At 62.3% G+C, this 15,888-nt stretch carries 12 protein-coding genes and 1 pseudogene; 4 read left to right on the top strand and 9 right to left on the bottom strand.

The annotated features are described in order from the left end of the window. Nucleotides 1-76 precede the first annotated feature (76 nt). The 5 genes from ACY34H_RS10985 to ACY34H_RS10965 form a co-directional block, all read right to left on the bottom strand. Nucleotides 77-2,326, bottom strand: a complete 2,250-nt coding sequence (locus ACY34H_RS10985) for a TonB-dependent receptor domain-containing protein (RefSeq protein WP_464977528.1) — start codon at nucleotides 2,324-2,326, stop codon at nucleotides 77-79. Nucleotides 2,327-2,650: 324 nt separating this feature from the next. Continuing rightward, a complete protein-coding gene (locus ACY34H_RS10980; RefSeq protein WP_464977527.1) occupies nucleotides 2,651-3,211 on the bottom strand; it encodes a YdeI/OmpD-associated family protein in 561 nt (186 codons plus the stop codon). Nucleotides 3,212-3,299: 88 nt separating this feature from the next. Next, complete coding sequence (locus ACY34H_RS10975; protein WP_464977526.1) at nucleotides 3,300-3,815, bottom strand: hypothetical protein; 516 nt, start codon at nucleotides 3,813-3,815, stop codon at nucleotides 3,300-3,302. A gap of 809 nt (nucleotides 3,816-4,624) precedes the next feature. Next, nucleotides 4,625-5,827, bottom strand: a complete 1,203-nt coding sequence (locus ACY34H_RS10970) for an acyltransferase family protein (RefSeq protein ID WP_464977525.1) — start codon at nucleotides 5,825-5,827, stop codon at nucleotides 4,625-4,627. A 90-nt stretch (nucleotides 5,828-5,917) separates the two neighbouring features. Continuing rightward, nucleotides 5,918-6,175, bottom strand: a complete 258-nt coding sequence (locus tag ACY34H_RS10965) for a hypothetical protein (RefSeq protein WP_464977524.1) — start codon at nucleotides 6,173-6,175, stop codon at nucleotides 5,918-5,920. Between the two features lie 172 nt (nucleotides 6,176-6,347). On the opposite strand from ACY34H_RS10965, the gene ACY34H_RS10960 reads away from it, so the two are divergent. Together ACY34H_RS10960 and ACY34H_RS10955 are read left to right on the top strand one after the other, a co-directional pair. Next, complete coding sequence (locus ACY34H_RS10960; protein WP_464977523.1) at nucleotides 6,348-7,034, top strand: response regulator; 687 nt, start codon at nucleotides 6,348-6,350, stop codon at nucleotides 7,032-7,034. Between the two features lie 9 nt (nucleotides 7,035-7,043). Then, on the top strand, nucleotides 7,044-8,345 hold the full coding sequence (locus ACY34H_RS10955; RefSeq protein ID WP_464977522.1) for an ATP-binding protein: 1,302 nt from the start codon (nucleotides 7,044-7,046) through the stop codon (nucleotides 8,343-8,345). A 76-nt stretch (nucleotides 8,346-8,421) separates the two neighbouring features. Here the strand turns inward: ACY34H_RS10955 and ACY34H_RS10950 are convergent, their stop codons facing one another. The 3 genes from ACY34H_RS10950 to ACY34H_RS10940 all read right to left on the bottom strand — a co-directional run bounded on the left by ACY34H_RS10950 (nucleotide 8,422) and on the right by ACY34H_RS10940 (nucleotide 13,024). Continuing rightward, nucleotides 8,422-8,811 carry a type II toxin-antitoxin system PemK/MazF family toxin gene (locus ACY34H_RS10950; RefSeq protein ID WP_464977521.1) on the bottom strand — a complete coding sequence of 130 codons (390 nt, stop codon included), beginning with the start codon at nucleotides 8,809-8,811 and terminating at the stop codon, nucleotides 8,422-8,424. 91 nt (nucleotides 8,812-8,902) lie between these two features. Then, complete coding sequence (locus ACY34H_RS10945; RefSeq protein WP_464977520.1) at nucleotides 8,903-9,115, bottom strand: hypothetical protein; 213 nt, start codon at nucleotides 9,113-9,115, stop codon at nucleotides 8,903-8,905. 108 nt (nucleotides 9,116-9,223) lie between these two features. Continuing rightward, nucleotides 9,224-13,024, bottom strand: coding sequence for an ATP-binding protein (locus ACY34H_RS10940; protein ID WP_464977519.1), 3,801 nt, complete (start codon nucleotides 13,022-13,024; stop codon nucleotides 9,224-9,226). A 233-nt stretch (nucleotides 13,025-13,257) separates the two neighbouring features. Here ACY34H_RS10940 and ACY34H_RS10935 point away from each other — a divergent pair, with 233 nt between their 5' ends. Beyond that, nucleotides 13,258-14,574: an MFS transporter gene (locus tag ACY34H_RS10935; RefSeq protein ID WP_464977518.1), complete on the top strand. Its 1,317-nt coding sequence runs from the start codon at nucleotides 13,258-13,260 to the stop codon at nucleotides 14,572-14,574. Nucleotides 14,575-14,772: 198 nt separating this feature from the next. Here the strand turns inward: ACY34H_RS10935 and ACY34H_RS10930 are convergent, their stop codons facing one another. Continuing rightward, complete coding sequence (locus tag ACY34H_RS10930) at nucleotides 14,773-15,225, bottom strand: hypothetical protein (protein WP_464977517.1); 453 nt, start codon at nucleotides 15,223-15,225, stop codon at nucleotides 14,773-14,775. A 486-nt stretch (nucleotides 15,226-15,711) separates the two neighbouring features. Between ACY34H_RS10930 and ACY34H_RS10925 the strand changes: the two are divergent. Beyond that, nucleotides 15,712-15,885: pseudogene (locus tag ACY34H_RS10925) on the top strand (carbonic anhydrase family protein); the annotation flags it as partial. Nucleotides 15,886-15,888: the final 3 nt, after the last annotated feature.

The raw sequence follows: 15,888 nt of genomic DNA, 5'->3' as shown, positions 1-15,888 counted from the left end.
GTCTAGCTGTACCGTGTCGGCCGTAAGCCGGAATCGCGTCACACTGTACGATGTTATTGTTCTTCTGACAGGCTCGTCAGAACACGTACCGTAACCCAAAAGCGATGCTGCGGCCCCGCAACGGCGACTGGTTCTTCACGAAAGACGTATGGGCAAAGGCGAGTTCGTTGGTGAGGTTGGTGCCTCGCGCGTAGAACTCCACCGGCTTTCGCATGCCCAGGTCGAACCGGTATGCCAGCGTCGCGTTGACCATGTTGTAGCCTGCGGTCTCGGTTTCGTAGGAGGCGATGCGGCTCTGGCCGAATGTGCGGGAAACTTCGAGGTCAGCCGAGACAGGCCCCCAGCTTTGCTCGTAGCGGGCGCCGAGACGGCCGCGGGGAATCCGCGGCAGGTGATCGTTACCGCTTTTCATCCGGGCATGAACATGATCGCCGAACACCGTGATGCGCGAAGCGGGTGTGACCTGGTAGCTCAGCAGCCCATCGATGCCGGCGAAGCGCACATCGGCTGCCGTGTATGCCAGGAAGTTGTGTGGAATGCCGGTTTCGTTTTCCGTTTCGATCAGCCGCGCGAAAATATAATCGCTGACATCCTGGTAGAACACGCCGATGTCGACTTCGAACGGACCACCGGTCTTGCGAAATGTCAGGTCGACCGAGTCGGTGGACTCGAGCACATCGTCGACAGCGCGCCTGCTCTCCTTGAAGACCGGATTGTTCACCGCAAGCCCGAGTTCATAGCTGTTGGTCGCGAGATTGTTGCCACGGGCGTAGAGCTCCCGTACGTTCGGCGCGCGCTCGGTATGGCCGAACGAAAGCCCCACCGAGTACCCTTGGCCGATGTTCCAGATGCTTCCCACCGACGCCGAGAACGGATTGTGCTTCGTGGTGGGATTCTTCGCGTGAAAATCATCGACCGCCTCGGACTCGATGACCTGGCGCCAATCGCTCCCGTACCACTCCGTGAACATCGCTTCGTACTCGGGCGTCATGGTCGCAAGGAACCTGGGCGCCGGTGCGCGCATCTCGCGCCAGTCCTTGCGCACGGCGAGCTCGAGATCGACGGCGCCGAAGGAGCGGCGCTCGCTCAGGAACAGGCCGACATTTTTGGTGAGGTGATGGTAAGGCGGGACAAGTCCGTAGGCATTTTCCGGAAACGGCACGTGCAGATCCTCGACATTGATGCCGCTGAAGGTTCCGTCCGTGTACTGGGCTCCCAGCGTGCCGGTGAAGCCCAGCAAGGGCCGGTGTGTCAGCTCGAGGCGCCCATCCGAGACCTTGTTGGTATAGCGGGTGAACAGCATGGCGCCATCGATCTCGTCATGCGCATAATCGGTGTGGGACAGGCGCAGGCGGGTATGGGAAATCCCCGGCAGCAGGTCCTCGTAATCGGCGCGGATATCGAACCGGTCGCTGCGCAGCTTGATGAATGCGGTATGGCTGTCGGGGGAGCCGAATGGGTCGTCGAATCCGCCGTGTGCCGCGCAATGCAGGTCCAGGCCGTGCGTATGGCACACGCCGTTCAGGTGGCTGTGGCCCGGCAGTCCATAACTGCTTTTCATGCGTGTGAAGGCAGCACCGATGTAGCCTTTCGACGTGATCCACGACGTGCCGAAAGAATGGGTGGTGTTCTCGGCAAAGGAATCGCGCAACTCGTTCGCGCCATAGGCGCCCGGCACCTTGTAATTGTCGGCATGCCGGCGCACGCCCTCGGCGTGGATCGCCAGCCGGCCCATGCTGGCGGTGACGCGGCCAACGGCAGTCTTCTCGCTGTCGCCGGTGCCGTAGCGCAGTTCGGCCGCACCGGCCAGTCCACCGGCCGGTAGCCTGGTCGGTACTTTACTGTCGATCAGGTTGATCGCTCCATTGACGGCGTTCCCGCCGTAGCGGATAGCAGCCGGACCACGGATTATCTCGATGGCGTCGAGCAGGAGCGGGTCGGTCGTCACCGCGTGGTCCGGGGACACCGAGGAAACGTCGAACAGGGCCGCGCCATCGCTCAGGATCTCGACGCGCGGCAGGGTCTGTCCCCGGATGACGGGGCGCGACGCGCCGCCGCCAAAGCTGTCCAGGTGGACGCCCGGCAAACCGGCGAGCGTCTCGCCAAGCCCGCCTTGCCGGCGATGTACCAGCTCGGCGCCGGACAAGGTCTGCGACGGCGTGAACGCCGGCCGGACTTCCAGCTCCCGGCTTGCGACGATGGTGACCGTGCTGTCGATCTCGCGCGACGCCACTTGCGCATCGGTGTCCATCGCCTGGGCCCACAGGACAGTCGGCATCACTGCAAGGACCGCGGCGGCATCCCTGAGCGCGGGTCTGTTCTTCATAATTCTCCTCTTTTAATGATCGATGCTGTGGCCAACGCGCCTTTGTCCCGGTACCGGACCCGCGATATGCATTGGTCAACGTGATAATGAGATGGCATTATCAATAAAAGAAGTGAGGCTGGCAAGACATTGTTGTGTAACCGGCATGGGACATGGCATTGTCGCTGGACAGCCACGACGTTGATGGGCATTGCGCCGCGCTGGAGACCGATATCGCCTTATTCCGCGGAGGACGGACCGGATTAGACCGGCCGGCACGGCATTCGAGACCGTTCTAGACCGATCCGCTTTTCCCTTTAGCCCGTTTTTGCGGCAGATCGCGGTTCAAGCAAGCCGCTTGCCGGCCGCGCACGCCTGCATCAACTGCTCCAGCCGCCTGCTGCGCGTCTCCTCCCGCTTTGCGTTCGTGATCCAGTGCAGGATGGTCTTGCGGTAGCCGGGCGGCGCGGCCTGGAAGTAGTCCCACGCCGCCGCGTTCCGCTGGAAGCGCTCACGTTCGGCATCGGGCAATTCAGGCACGTCGCTGCGCTCGTGCGCATAGATGCCGGATTTCGCCTCGACGCGCAGCGCAAACGCGGCTTCTCCCGCCGGTGTCATCTTTCCCGCGACGCGCAGCTTGTCCATCTTGGCGATGTTCACCACGCTCCAGATCGAGGAGGCCTTGCGCGGCGTGAAGCGGATCGAGTATGTATCGTCGTCGATGCGCGTGCGGCGGCCGTCGATCCAGCCGAAGCACAGCGCTTCGTCGACCGATTCCGACCAGCGCATGCAGGGCTGGCCCGAGCCGACCTTGTGGAAGCCCACCAGCAACTCGGTGGCGCTGGCGGCGTGTGTTTCAAGCCAGGCGCGGAAGGCCTGGGGATCCGGGAAGAAGAGGGGAGTCATGGTGATAATTATGCGGCGAGCGCGATCGAAGCGCTATGGCAGTCCGGTATGGCCGCTTCCGCCCCAAAGCCGACCTTGCAATTTTAAATCAACTAGGGACCTGTCTTTCAAGAATCACCGTTTTCTTTGCGATGGTCGACCAAATTAACGAGTCCTCCGGCACATCAGACTTAGACCAAGCCTCATTATCAAAGCCGGGCAACAACTTCAAAGCATCGAGAATTGCGGTGCCATAGAGGATGTTTTCCTCAAGTCTGGCGTTACCGTCCAAGGACTTCACACGAAGTGTGCAAGCGGACTCGCCGCCGCCATCAATCATTGAACTTGCGACAATTTGATAAATCGATTTATACCTAATGAATTTCGTCCTTCGAAGCTGATGATGAAAGACAAATCCATCATCCTTCATTTCAACACCGTAGAGGAGGAATCGCTCGGGGAGCAAATGCAGAAAACCCAATGTCAGCATAAGTACCCCAAGTATCGAAGTACCCATTACCCCAACTGGCCCAAACCCTAACCGGTTGCCATCGATAAATAAACAGCTTAGTCCAAAAATAGATACGACAATGAATGTCCATGCCTCCTTACGAGGCAGTTTCATGCTCCGTATTAAAATGGTTTCTTTCCGCAATTCCAACTCCTAATGCATTCAATTTTCCCTAAATGTCTGCCTTTGGCCGATTCCCGCCGGTCGAGCTAGCATACCATGTTGCCAAGCTGAAAAACTTTGGAACTGTCACGACAGGCAGCTCCCGCCCCAAAGCAGACTGTCACGGGCCATGAGGGTTAAGCGGGTTTACTCGGAACTAGAACCGTCGAATAGGCGTTCGAGTTGCCAAAGCTTATAGTCAATGCCAGCACTGACAGCCCATTCTGGCGCGCCCTGCAATCCGCCCCGAAGCGGACACCGCTACCTATCTGTCGTGGCTAATCAAGCAGAGTTGCGATTGCTGCAATTCGATGTCGCCGCCCTCTTCAAGCTCGACTAGGAATCGGGGTTCTGTTCCGATAGCGAGTAACGACACCAGAGAACCGCCTTTACCTCGATGTGGCCCGTCAATTATCCGAACATAATCGTTATGCTGGTACTCAACACCGGGGACACTCTCGCGATTGAGGAATGCTTGGCATAGGTCGTTGTTGTTCATGGCTTACCCTTGTCGTTATCTGGCTGGTCAGTCTCGCTAAAGGTCCGCTTGTGGCCGAACTCGGCCGGTCGCCAAAGGATAGCAGGTTGCCGAACTCGAAAAGTCACTGACTGTCACGACAGGCGGCTGCCGAGCCGAAGCAGACGTTCACGGCCAAGAGGACGGGTACGCTTGCATGACGCTATCGATTAATGTGTTAAATCATTTAAACAGTATGCATACCAAGGTGTACTGCCCTTAGACACATGAATCTTGAATAGCTTCAGTTGCCGGGAACACGAGGATACTTTCGCCCGTTGAGGAACACACCCATAAAGGTTGACCGTACCAAGTAGTGATAGCTTGTGAAAAGCAGAACACTGGTGATCACAAGAACCATCGAAAGCTTTATTGACCAGTGCAACGGCCAACGCAACATCCACGCCTGCAACAGCAGGACGATGGGGAAATGGACCAGGTACATCCAGTACGATGCATCTGCGAGGTAGCGCCAACGTGCGCTCGGGGCCTGAAGGTAGCGCACAGCCAATCCAATGACAGCAAACATTCCGCACCATTGGGCGAACATGTACGCACCTGCATAGACTGCGCGCTCTACGCTGCTGAGTTCGACAATTCCGAACTTCGGCGTAATGCCGACAACATACAGGGCGACGGCGGTGCCTGCTACCGCCCCCAACGCATACAAATGCCAATCCGACGCAAGAATGCGCAAATTCTCCTGTTCGCGCTGCACAAACCACCCAACGAGAAATGCCGTGCCGTACGCAAGCAAACCAGGAAAGTTAGGCACGAGTCCCACGATCGGCGAGGGTACCCCGTTCCATTGCACCCACCACGGAGAAACGAACATCGATACAGCGACCGGCGCACCCAGCAATACCGGCGCAATACGGAGGCTGAACGCGCAGCCGAGCAGTCGGCTGACGGTGGAGCGAAGCGTACCGCCCGTATCGAGACGTATTACCAGTGCTCGCATCGCCACCACCAGCAAGCATATGAACAGCAACAGGTAAAGGAACCACAAATGAAACCAGGGTACCGGCGGGCCGATGACGGGTGGAAAAGCAGCATTCTTCCCGGCACCTGGTATACCGAGTTGCCGCATTCCCCAGATAAAAGCGATGAAAGCAAACGGAAGGACCAGAAAATAAAAGGCAATTAGTGGCAATCCGAGGCGCCTCAACCTGTTTTTTATCAGGCCTTTTGTCCCCAAACGTTGTTGAAGAAGGCGCGCGAAGAACCCGGCAATAAGAAAGAACAACGACATCCGAAAAAGATGGATGACGAAGTAAAGGACCCCCAACCCGGCATTCGTGGAATTGTCGGAAAGCGGCCAATTGGCTTCCCGAAAACCCGGCATGTAAGACATGAGCGCGTGCAGCAGAATGCCGCCAAGGAGCGCACAGGCACGAACTGCATCTAGGGAGTGGAAGCGATCTTCGTTTATGGAATTGGTTTTCATATGGACGATCAAAAAAAATTAATAGTTTTAGCGCCTGCTACCACCCATGCATGATTTTAATCCCGTTTGCATGCCAGCTCGACGAAGCCCTTAGAGATCGAACCGATGCGGAACAGGGTGCCCTCGGTGTCCGGCGGCGACGTCGGCCATGCGGAGGTCGCCCTGCCAGTCAACTTCACCGTTCCTGAAGACGGCGCCCCCTCGAAAATGCCTGTCCCGGAGGATTCTCTTGACGGCCCGCTTCACTTCGGCAGTCGATTTGGGCACGGGTTTGTCGGGTGCGGCGGCGTCGGCGAACTGGGCGTCGACCCCCAGCGAAGTTCCTAACGCAATGATCTTCAATGTCATTTTTTCCCTCCTTGTTCAGACCAAGGCATCTTAGGATGAGCGGAACCGGCGTCATACACAACAGCGTGGGGGAATTGTCACGCTTCTGTATCGGTGCGTACGGAAACGTCGCAGCCGTCAGCATTACGGAATTCGTGCGCTAGAATCCAAAGTAAATGCACAGGGGAAGACGATGTTTGATGTGATGCTGGTCGAAGACGATCCGCGGATAGCCGAGCTGGTGGGAGAATACATCGGCAGCTACGAATTCAAGGTAGAAGTGGTTACCCGCGGCGATATCGTGCTGGAGCGCTTCCGTGCATCGCAGCCCGACATCGTCATACTCGACCTGATGCTTCCGGGACTGGACGGCATGGTGGTATGCCGCCAGCTGCGCGAAGTGAGCGATGTGCCCATTCTGATCCTCACCGCGCGCGAAGATGCCTTCGATGAAGTGTCGGGCCTCGAGCAGGGCGCCGACGATTACGTGATCAAGCCGATTCCGCCGCGCATCCTGCTGGCGCGCCTGCGTACGCTGATGCGCCGGCGGCAGCCGGGAATCAAGATCGAAAACGGAACGCTGCTGTTCGGCTCGCTGACAATATCGAAAAAAGACCGCACCGTGGCGTGGAGAAATGCGCCGGTCGCCATGACCGGCTCGGAATTCAAGCTCTTGCTGATCCTAGCCGAATCCGCCGGGGATGTGCTGTCGCGCGACGACATCCTGCGCCGCATGCGCGGCATTGAATTCGACGGACTTGACCGCAGCATCGACAATGCCGTTTCCCGGCTGCGGCGCAAGTTCGACGATGCCGCCGCCGAGCGCATCAAGACGGTTCGCGGCGAAGGTTATCTCTTTAGCCCGTCGGCCTGGAAATAAGGCGCCGGCATGTTGCGCATCCTTTTTCGTATTTATTTCCTCACCGCGATCGCCTTGGTCGTGTTCGGCTACATCGTCGCTCATTCAGTGCGACAGCATTTTTCCTCCGAAATGGAACGCTATGCCCTGGACCGTGCGTCGGGTGAGATTTTCCTGCTCGGAAAATACCTTGACTCGGCACCGCCTTCGGAGTGGCTGGCCCGCTTCGATGATTACACGCGCCGGCACTTCATTCGTGTCTCCCTAATACCTATGAAAGAAGCGCAGGCGCATCTGTCGCAGGAAAAAATTGCGCGGCTGCAGCACGGCGAATGGGTCGCCAACAGCTCGCCCGAGGCATATTTCGGACCGGCCCACCGTCCGCCGGCGCCGGGCGAACCTATGACAGACGACGTGATCCGCTTCGATCCGGTGGGGCCGAAGCAAGTTCCGATGATGGTGACGATCGGCTATACGTCGCTGGCCTTGCTGATGATGCTTCCAATGGCCCTCTGGGCGCGCCACCTGTGGAAGGAACTCGATTCCCTGTCGAAGACGGCGCGGTCGTTCGGCGAGGGACAGCTTGCCGCCCGAGCGGCGATCGCGAAGCGCTCGCCGGTGTATCCGCTGGCGGAATGCATAAACGACATGGCGACGCGCATCGAAAGCCTGCTGCGCACCCAGAAGGAGCTAGTCCACTCGGTGTCGCACGAGCTTCGCACGCCGATCACACGGCTCGATTTCGGTTTCGAGATGCTGCTCAAGCAGACCGGCGGCGATGGAATTTCGTCGCGTATCCGATTGATGCAGGGCGACCTGGCGCAGCTTAACGAGCTCGTCAACGAATTGCTCCAGCTTGGCCGGCTCGATCAGCCCCAGGCCCTGATGCGAAGCCCGGTCGATCTCATCGCGCTGCTTTCCGATTGTGCTTCGGCAGCCCGGCATGAACTGGGTGCCAAGCAACTCGAGCTCGATTTGCCGCCCCTGCTGGCCGCCATTGAAGCGGACGCCAGGCTGATCGACCGCGCCGTCGGCAACGTTCTGCGCAACGCCGCCAAGTATGCGGAACGGCAGGTAAGGCTAAGCGCGGTGGAAGTCGGCGACGGAATCGACATCGTGATCGATGACGACGGCCCCGGCATTCCGGCGGCCGAACGCGACAGGATTTTCGAACCGTTCTACCGCCTGGATCGAAGTCGCGATCGCACGACCGGCGGTTTCGGGCTAGGCCTGGCCATTGCGGCCAAAGCGATGACCTTGCATGGCGGCACGATCGCCGCCAGCGATTCTCCGACGGGCGGTGCGCGTTTCGTCATGCATTTTCCTGTCTGACGCCCGTCGAAATGCCCCCCTGAACGGCAGCTCTTGGCCGATCTCGGCCGCTCATCTACGGCAGCATCTGCCATGGTCAGCAGCGAGCTTGCTGGGTCCTGTTCACGAACCTGAGTGCTGCGAGAATCTGCTCGACGCGGTCGCCACCGAGCATGCCGATTCGTGCTCCCAGCATTATCTTGCCGACGCATGAAATCTGTGATGCCAGCACGATACTGCGTCTGCTCAGGCCGCCCTCATGCTCGTCGAGCAGAACTGTGCCAGGCTCCGATATGCGCTTCATATTGGAGGTGATCCCGCATACGACCACGGTGTCGATTCGTGAAGCGTTGAACACATCGTCTTGAACAACGACGTAAGGGTGCGCGATTGGGGGAACAGCGCCGCGATCTTCTTCAGGCGCCACCCAATAGATTTCGCCACGCAGGATATCCCTGTCGCCGTGCAATGTAGAGTTGGCAGCCATGGCGCGATCATAGTACAAGTGCGATTCCGGCTGCTGTTCGCGCGGATCACCACGACCGTGCGATCGACTGTCGAAAGAGCACCTGTCCAGGTTAGTTGTCGTCGATGGAGTAGCAGTAGCGCACGCGGCTCTTGTACACCAGGTCGCCGCCCGGGCGCGGTTCATGCTCGCCCGGCAGGTCCCAGCTGTAGTCGGCCGACGCGGTGACCTTCCGCTTCGGCGAATACAGCAGGCGCCTGCCGCCCACGTCCTGGCCATCGAAGATGAAGCCTGACGGGTAGGCGGTGTCCGGGATCACGGCCATCGACAGGCCCAGTTGAAGCTGCGGCAGCGGGCGGGCATGCAGGTCGGCTTATGAAGCGGCTGATGAAGCGGCTGACGAAGCGGCTGACGAAGCGGCTTATGAAGCGGCTTATGAAGCGGCCGGTCCGGCCTGGCGTGCCGCCGCTTCCTTCAGCAGCGCGTCGATGCCGCCCAGGTCGACCGGCTTGGTGAGGTGCGCATCGAGGCCGGCGTCGCGCGAGCGCTGCCGGTCCTGTTCCGTGCCCCAGCCGGTCAGCGCCACCAGCTTTGCGCCGGCCATGCCATCGATGCGGCGCAGGTCCGGGGCGACCTCGTAGCCGCTGCGGTCGGGCAGGCCGATGTCGAGCAGCACGAGTTGCGGCCGCTCGCGCGCCGCGATGGCCAGTGCGTCCTTTCCGGTATGCGCCATCCACACGGCGTGGCCGCGCATTTCCACCAGCGCCGCCAGCATCTGCGCGGCATCCACGTTGTCGTCGACCACCAGCACGCGCAACGCGGCGCGCTTGCCGGCCGACGTGGCCGCATCGCCTGCCGGCGATTCGCCGGTGGAAGGCATGGCAGTGCCGCTGGCCGGCAGCGGCAGGGTCACCGTGAAGCGGCTGCCCTGGCCCGCGCCGGCGCTTTGCGCGGCCACCGTGCCGCCATGCAGTTCGACGAGGCGCCTGACGAGGTTCAGGCCGACGCCCAGTCCGCCCTGCGCGAGTTCGTGGTGCTGCTTCACCTGGGCATACATGTCGAACACGGCGGCCAGCATGGCGGCATCGATGCCGATGCCGTTGTCCGATACCGCGATGACGATGTCGCGCTCGCCAACCCGGGCGGCGACGTCGATATGGCCGCCCGGCGGCGTGTACTTGGCCGCGTTGTTGAGGAGATTGCTCAATACCTGGGCGATGCGGTGGCGGTCGACGAACAGCGTGACCGGCGCGGGCGGCAGGTCGAGCGTGAGGCGGTGGCGGCCGGCATCGACCAGCGGCGCGCTGATCTCCAGCGCATCGCCGACCAGCCGGTCGAGCAGCACCGCTTCGCGGCGCAGTTCCACCTTGCCTTCGGACAGGCGCGCCATGTCGAGCAGGTCGTCGACCAGCCGCACCATGTGCGTGACCTGGCGCCGCATCATGCCCTGCACCCGTTCGGTGTCCACCCCGGCGGGGCCTGCCCGCATCAGTTCCAGGCCGGTGCGGATCGGCGCCAGCGGATTGCGCAGTTCGTGCGCCAGCGTGAACAGGAATTCGCTCTGCATGTGGTTCTTGGCGGTCAGCTCGTCGGCCAGCCGCTGCAGTTCGCGCTCGGCATGGGCGCGGGCATCGACGTCGACGACGGTGCCAACGAAACCGTTCGGCACGCCCGCTTCGTCGAAGCGCGGCATGCCCGCGTCGATGAACCAGCGGTACGTGCCATCGTGGCGGCGCAGCCGGTAGTCGAACGAGAACGGCACGTGGTCGGCATTGGCCGCCAGGAAGATGTCGCGCGCGTGCGCGAGATCGTCGGGATGCACGTTCTCCAGCCAGCCCATGCCCAGGTCCTGCTCGGGCGAACGGCCGGTGTATTCGTACCAGCGCCGGCTCAGGTAGGTGCACTGGCCGTCCGGCGCGGTGGTCCACAGCATTACCGGCGCCATGTCGACCAGCGAGCGGAAATAGGTTTCGCGCTGGGCCATCTCGGCATGGCGTTCGCGCCGTTCGCGCGCCTGGTCCAGCTGGCGCTGCACGCGCGCCAGCAGCTCGCCGGCGGCGAACGGCTTGACCAGGTAGTCGTCGGCACCGGCCTGCAGGCCTTCCACCTTGGCTTCCTGGCCGGCCCGCGCCGACAGCAGGATCACCGGCAGGTGGCGCAGCGCCTCGCTGGCGCGGATGCGGGCCAGCAGGCCGAATCCGTCGAGCCGGGGCATCATCACATCGCTCAGCAGCAGGTCGGGCCGGTCGCGCAGCGCCAGCGCGAAGGCGGCTTCGCCATCGGCGCACACCGTGACTTCGGCATGGCATTCGAGCAGCGCCTTCAGGTAGGCGCGCATGTCGTTGTTGTCGTCGGCGATCAGGATGCGCGGCAGGGGCGCCGCGGACTGTTCCGGCGCGCCGGCGCCGGAAGCGCCGGCCAGCGGGCGCGGCGGCTCGGGCTCGTCCGGCAGCCAGCGCAACGCTTCTTCGACGAAGGAAGCGGCGCCCATGCGGCGCGCGTCGTCGCCGGCGCCGGGCAGGTCGGCCGCGGTTTCCTGGCCGCGGTGGTCGATGCGCTCTTCGGGCAGGTGCGCATGGCCGAACGGGATGTCGACGTCGAAGCGGGTGCCGTTGCCCGGCTCGCTGTGCACGGCGATCGTGCCGCCATGCAGGCGTACCAGTTCCTGGATCAGCGCCAGGCCGATGCCGGTGCCCTCGAAGGTGCGGCCCGCCGTGCCTTCGATGCGGTGGAAGCGTTCGAACACGCGCGGCAGTTCGGCTTCCGGAATGCCGCTGCCGGTGTCGCGCACGGACAGCCGCGCCATGCCGGCATGGCGGTACAGGCTGACGATGACCGCCCCCTGCAAGGTGAACTTGAAGGCGTTCGACAGCAGGTTGAAGACGATCTTTTCCCACATGTCGCGGTCGACGTAGACCGGCTGCCCCAGGTCCTCGATGTCGAGGTGGTATTGCAGCCCGCCTTTCTCCATTGCCGACTCGAACACGCCGGCCAGGTCGGTGGTCAGCCGCGCCAGGTCGAGCGGTGCGTAGGTGGCCAGTGCGCGGCCCGCTTCGATGCGCGAGAAATCCAGCAGCGAATTCACCAGTTTCAGCAGCCGCAGGGCATTGCGGTGCGTGACGTCGATGCGCTGGCGCTGCGCCGGCGGCAGCGGCTCGCGCTGGTCCGCCAGCGCATCGGCCAGCGGTCCCAGGATCAGCGTGAGCGGCGTTCGGAATTCATGCGAGACGTTGGAGAAGAATGCGGTCTTGGCACGGTCGATCTCGGCCAGTTCCTCGGCGCGGCGCTGCTCCTTTTCATAGGCGACGACATTGCCGACGGCCGTGTTGACCGTGGCGCCGAGCAGTTCGTAGAAGTGCAGGTAGTCCTCGTCGAGCGCGCGCGCGGCGCTGACGCCGGCCACCACGAAGCCGTACAGCTCGGCCTGGCCGGGCACCGTGACCGGCAGCACCAGCGCCGCATCCGGCGCGATTTCGTAGGGCCCGCACCGGCCGCCGGCGAACCGCGCGCGCAGGCCGTGCACCTGCTGCGGCGTGCGCGCCGCGGCTGCGCGGGCGAACGGCCACAGCGCATCGTCCGCCGCGGCGATGGGCGGTGCCATGTGGGCATGCCCGGCGGTGCCGGCCGCGCCGCGCAGCAGCAGCTTGCCGCTGTGCGCATCGATCTGGTACAGCAGCACGAACGGCAGGTCGAGCGCCATGCCCTGGTACTGCGCCTCGATGTCGTGGGCGATGTCGCCGATTGCCCGCGCATCGGCGATGGCGGCGTTCAGGTCGCGCAGGACGTGGGTGCGGCGCGCGTTCAGCACCGCCGGCGTGGCTTCCGAGATCGGGTGGAAGATGCCGCCCACGGCGCCCGTTTCATCGCGGATCGGCGAGAACGAAAACGTCATGAACGCTTCCTCGAGGTAGCCGACGCGGTCGAGGAACATGCGCTGGTCGCGGATGTACACACCCTCGCCGTGGTGGGCGCGCTCGAAGGCATCGCCGACCACGGGCAGGGCGCTGGCCCAGACCTCCTTGAACGCGCCACCCATCGCGCGCGGATGCAGGTCGCCGCAGATGGGACGGTAGGCGTCGTTGTAGATCTGGATATCGTCCGGCCCCCATGCCACCAGGATCGGGAAGGTGGACGACAGGCACAGGCTGACCGAGGTACGCAGGCTTTGCGGCCAGCTTTCCAGCGGCCCCAAAGGCGTTGTCGACCAGTCCATCGAGCGGATCAGGGCACCCATTTCGCCACCGCCGGAAAGCCAGCTCAGGTCATTGTAGATGGGTACGGGAGCGGCAGGGGCAGGGGGCATGGGACATGGGGCTTGGAGATTTACAGGTCTTGTTCGGCACGACCGTACTGGTCGTGAAAGTATTGTAAGTCACTTATCACAAGTTACCGGGTAATATTGTCCGTTCGATCATCGCAATCGCGCATCCGGCGGTGCAAGTCCGCCACGAACCATCGGGGAGATCCATGTCCGCTTCATCCGCTACCGTCGAACAGGGCATCCTGGCCGCTGGCGTCGGCAAGTTCCAGTACCGCCTGTTCGTCATTTTCGGGCTGGTCTGGATGGCCGACGCGATGCAGGTGCTGTCGATCGGTTTCAGTGCCCCGTCCATCGCGAAGACGTTCGGCATCGCCATGCCGCAGGCGCTGCAGACCGGCACCTTCTTCTTTGTCGGCATGCTGGTCGGCGCATTCGCGTTCGGCCGGCTGGCGGACCGTATCGGCCGCCGCCCGGTACTGATGGCGGCCGTCGTGATCGATGCGTGCTGCGGCGTGGCCTCGGCGTTCGCGCCGGATTTCACCTGGCTGCTGGCGCTGCGCTTCCTGACCGGCATCGGCGTGGGCGGCACGCTGCCGGTCGACTACACGATGATGGCCGAATTCCTGCCAAGCGACCGGCGCGGCCGCTGGCTGGTATGGCTCGAATCGTTCTGGGCGGTCGGCACGATCCTGCTCGCGGTCCTGGCGCTGTTCGCCGCGAGCTGGGGCAACGATGCATGGCGCGTGATCTTCCTCGTCACCGGCATTCCCGCCCTGGTCGGCGTGGTGCTGCGCCTGTACATTCCCGAATCGCCGATGTACCTGAACCGCAGCGGCCAGCCGGAAGCGGCGCGCAAGGTGCTCGAGCGCGTGGCCGCGGCGAACGGCCGTAGCGGCCCGATCCCGCCGCTGCTGCCGGAGGCGGCGGGCCGGCATCCGCTGTCCGCGCTGTTCTCCCCGCAGCTGCGCCGCCGCAGCATTGCGCTGTTCATCGCATGGGGACTCATCTCGATCGCGTATTACGGCGTGTTCGTCTATCTGCCGGTGAAGCTGGGCGCGCAGGGGTTCGGTTTCATGCGCGGCCAGGAATTCCTGATCCTGCTCGCGCTGGTGCAGCTGCCCGGTTTCGCGCTCGCGGCCTACGGCGTGGAACGCTGGGGACGCAAGCCCACGCTGGTGGGCTTCCTGGTGCTGTCCGCCATCGGCTGCATGGGCTACAGCGTGGGCAGTTCGATGCCGGTCGTGGTCGGCGCGACGCTGCTGATGAGTTTTGCGCTGCTGGGCACCTGGGGCGCGCTGTATGCGTTCACGCCCGAGGTCTATCCGACCGACCTGCGCGCCAGCGGCATGGGCACGGCCGGCGCCGTGGCCCGCTTCGGCGGCCTGTTCGCGCCGGCCATCGTGGCGCCGGTGATGACCACGCACTTCACGCTGGCGCTGGCGATGCTGGCGGGGTTCCTGCTGGCCGGCGCGGTGGCCATCCTGTGCGTGGATGCGGAGACGAGGAACCGGGTGCTGGAGTAGTGGTGCGGTGCGGATACACGGTACCCTTTTCGCCGGCCGGTCTAAATCGTCCTAAAACGAGCTTGAATGGTCTGATGGAGTCCAGAATCGGCGCTGCGCGTGAAACTTTAGACCAGAATCGGCTTTTTCCGGCGGTAATCGCACCGAAATAAACTGTCCAGCATGGGCATTCGAGGCCGTTTTAGACTGTTCCGATTCCTATTTAGACTGTTCTAGAGAGTGTCCATCAAAGCGTGCCCGGCAGTCGTCGGCCCGGATCCATGCTTCGCCGCCAGGAAAGCGTAGCCAGATGAAGCGCCATGCATTGCGTCCCTTCGCTCGGCGATTGGCGAAGAGCGATGGCGTCAACGTGCCGCCATCCTCCGAAACGATACGGTCGCCGCTCACCTTGGCGAACTCAACGTTTTCGCCGTGCGTGGTACGCAGGATCGTCCCATCCGGCAGGAACAGAGTTTTCCATTGGAAACCGCGCAATGCCGGGCCATCTATGTGCGATCCCTGGGGCGCGGTTTCCGCTGCCATCCAGCTTCTCAGCAATTCCCTCAGGAACGCTTCGGGCTCCACACCTGGGCGGGTATCGCCTAATAGGAGTTCCAGTTGTAGGAGATCGACGACGGGAAGGTACACCGGGCGTTTCGCTTCATATTCCATGATCCAGTCCTTTCTAAACGGGTATAAAAGATTGGACCGCCATGCTGCGAGTAGGTTGTTCTAGACTTCCCCTGGGTTGAGATAGATCGAAATAGACCTAGGCGGGGAAATTTTAGACACTATTCGATGCCGGGTTATCGGAACGAGAGCGAATTAGATGCTTTTCGATACGTTTAGATAGGTTTAGACCGGCCGTGAAAAGCGAGACCGCTCGGGTCATGCGCAAGCATCGAGCCCGCATCGTCCGGACACTGATACCGATACCGCCCGCCCGACACCTGCCGTATCTTCTCCCGTGACTTCGTTATAGGTGCCGACTAACGTTAATTGCATACAATTTATGTATGCAATTTATCGCATGATCGCGTGGACCGGCTGATGCTTGCTTGTCGGACCGCGCCATCCGCTGGCGGCCAGGCATCCCAAACGGAGCGGGGCAGCCCAGCACGATGATGGGTGGCCATCGCCACGCGGCGGGGCTACTACGGGTACACCGGTTCGTTGACGACGCCGCCCTGCAGCGAAGGCGTGCGCTGGCATATCCTGAAGCAGCCGGTGGAAGTCTCGCCCGTGCAGCTGGCGGCGTTTCGCAAGCTGTACCGGATGAACGCCCGTCCCGTGCAGCCGCTGAACGGCCGCGTGGTGGTGGTCAATCCCTGATCG

It is taken from the genome of Pseudoduganella sp. jia 9 (genome assembly GCF_055502615.1).
The sequence above is the reverse complement of the archived record's forward strand: the minus strand, read 5'-3'. Positions and strand labels throughout refer to the sequence as shown.

Coding starts and splice junctions, on each gene's coding strand:
- ACY34H_RS10985 (WP_464977528.1), bottom strand. CDS start 2,326: ATGAAGAACAGACCCGCGCTCAGGGATGCCGCCGCGGTCCTTGCAGTG.
- ACY34H_RS10980 (WP_464977527.1), bottom strand. CDS start 3,211: ATGACTCCCCTCTTCTTCCCGGATCCCCAGGCCTTCCGCGCCTGGCTT.
- ACY34H_RS10975 (WP_464977526.1), bottom strand. CDS start 3,815: ATGAAACTGCCTCGTAAGGAGGCATGGACATTCATTGTCGTATCTATT.
- ACY34H_RS10970 (WP_464977525.1), bottom strand. CDS start 5,827: ATGAAAACCAATTCCATAAACGAAGATCGCTTCCACTCCCTAGATGCA.
- ACY34H_RS10965 (WP_464977524.1), bottom strand. CDS start 6,175: ATGACATTGAAGATCATTGCGTTAGGAACTTCGCTGGGGGTCGACGCC.
- ACY34H_RS10960 (WP_464977523.1), top strand. CDS start 6,348: ATGTTTGATGTGATGCTGGTCGAAGACGATCCGCGGATAGCCGAGCTG.
- ACY34H_RS10955 (WP_464977522.1), top strand. CDS start 7,044: ATGTTGCGCATCCTTTTTCGTATTTATTTCCTCACCGCGATCGCCTTG.
- ACY34H_RS10950 (WP_464977521.1), bottom strand. CDS start 8,811: ATGGCTGCCAACTCTACATTGCACGGCGACAGGGATATCCTGCGTGGC.
- ACY34H_RS10945 (WP_464977520.1), bottom strand. CDS start 9,115: ATGGCCGTGATCCCGGACACCGCCTACCCGTCAGGCTTCATCTTCGAT.
- ACY34H_RS10940 (WP_464977519.1), bottom strand. CDS start 13,024: ATGGGTGCCCTGATCCGCTCGATGGACTGGTCGACAACGCCTTTGGGG.
- ACY34H_RS10935 (WP_464977518.1), top strand. CDS start 13,258: ATGTCCGCTTCATCCGCTACCGTCGAACAGGGCATCCTGGCCGCTGGC.
- ACY34H_RS10930 (WP_464977517.1), bottom strand. CDS start 15,225: ATGGAATATGAAGCGAAACGCCCGGTGTACCTTCCCGTCGTCGATCTC.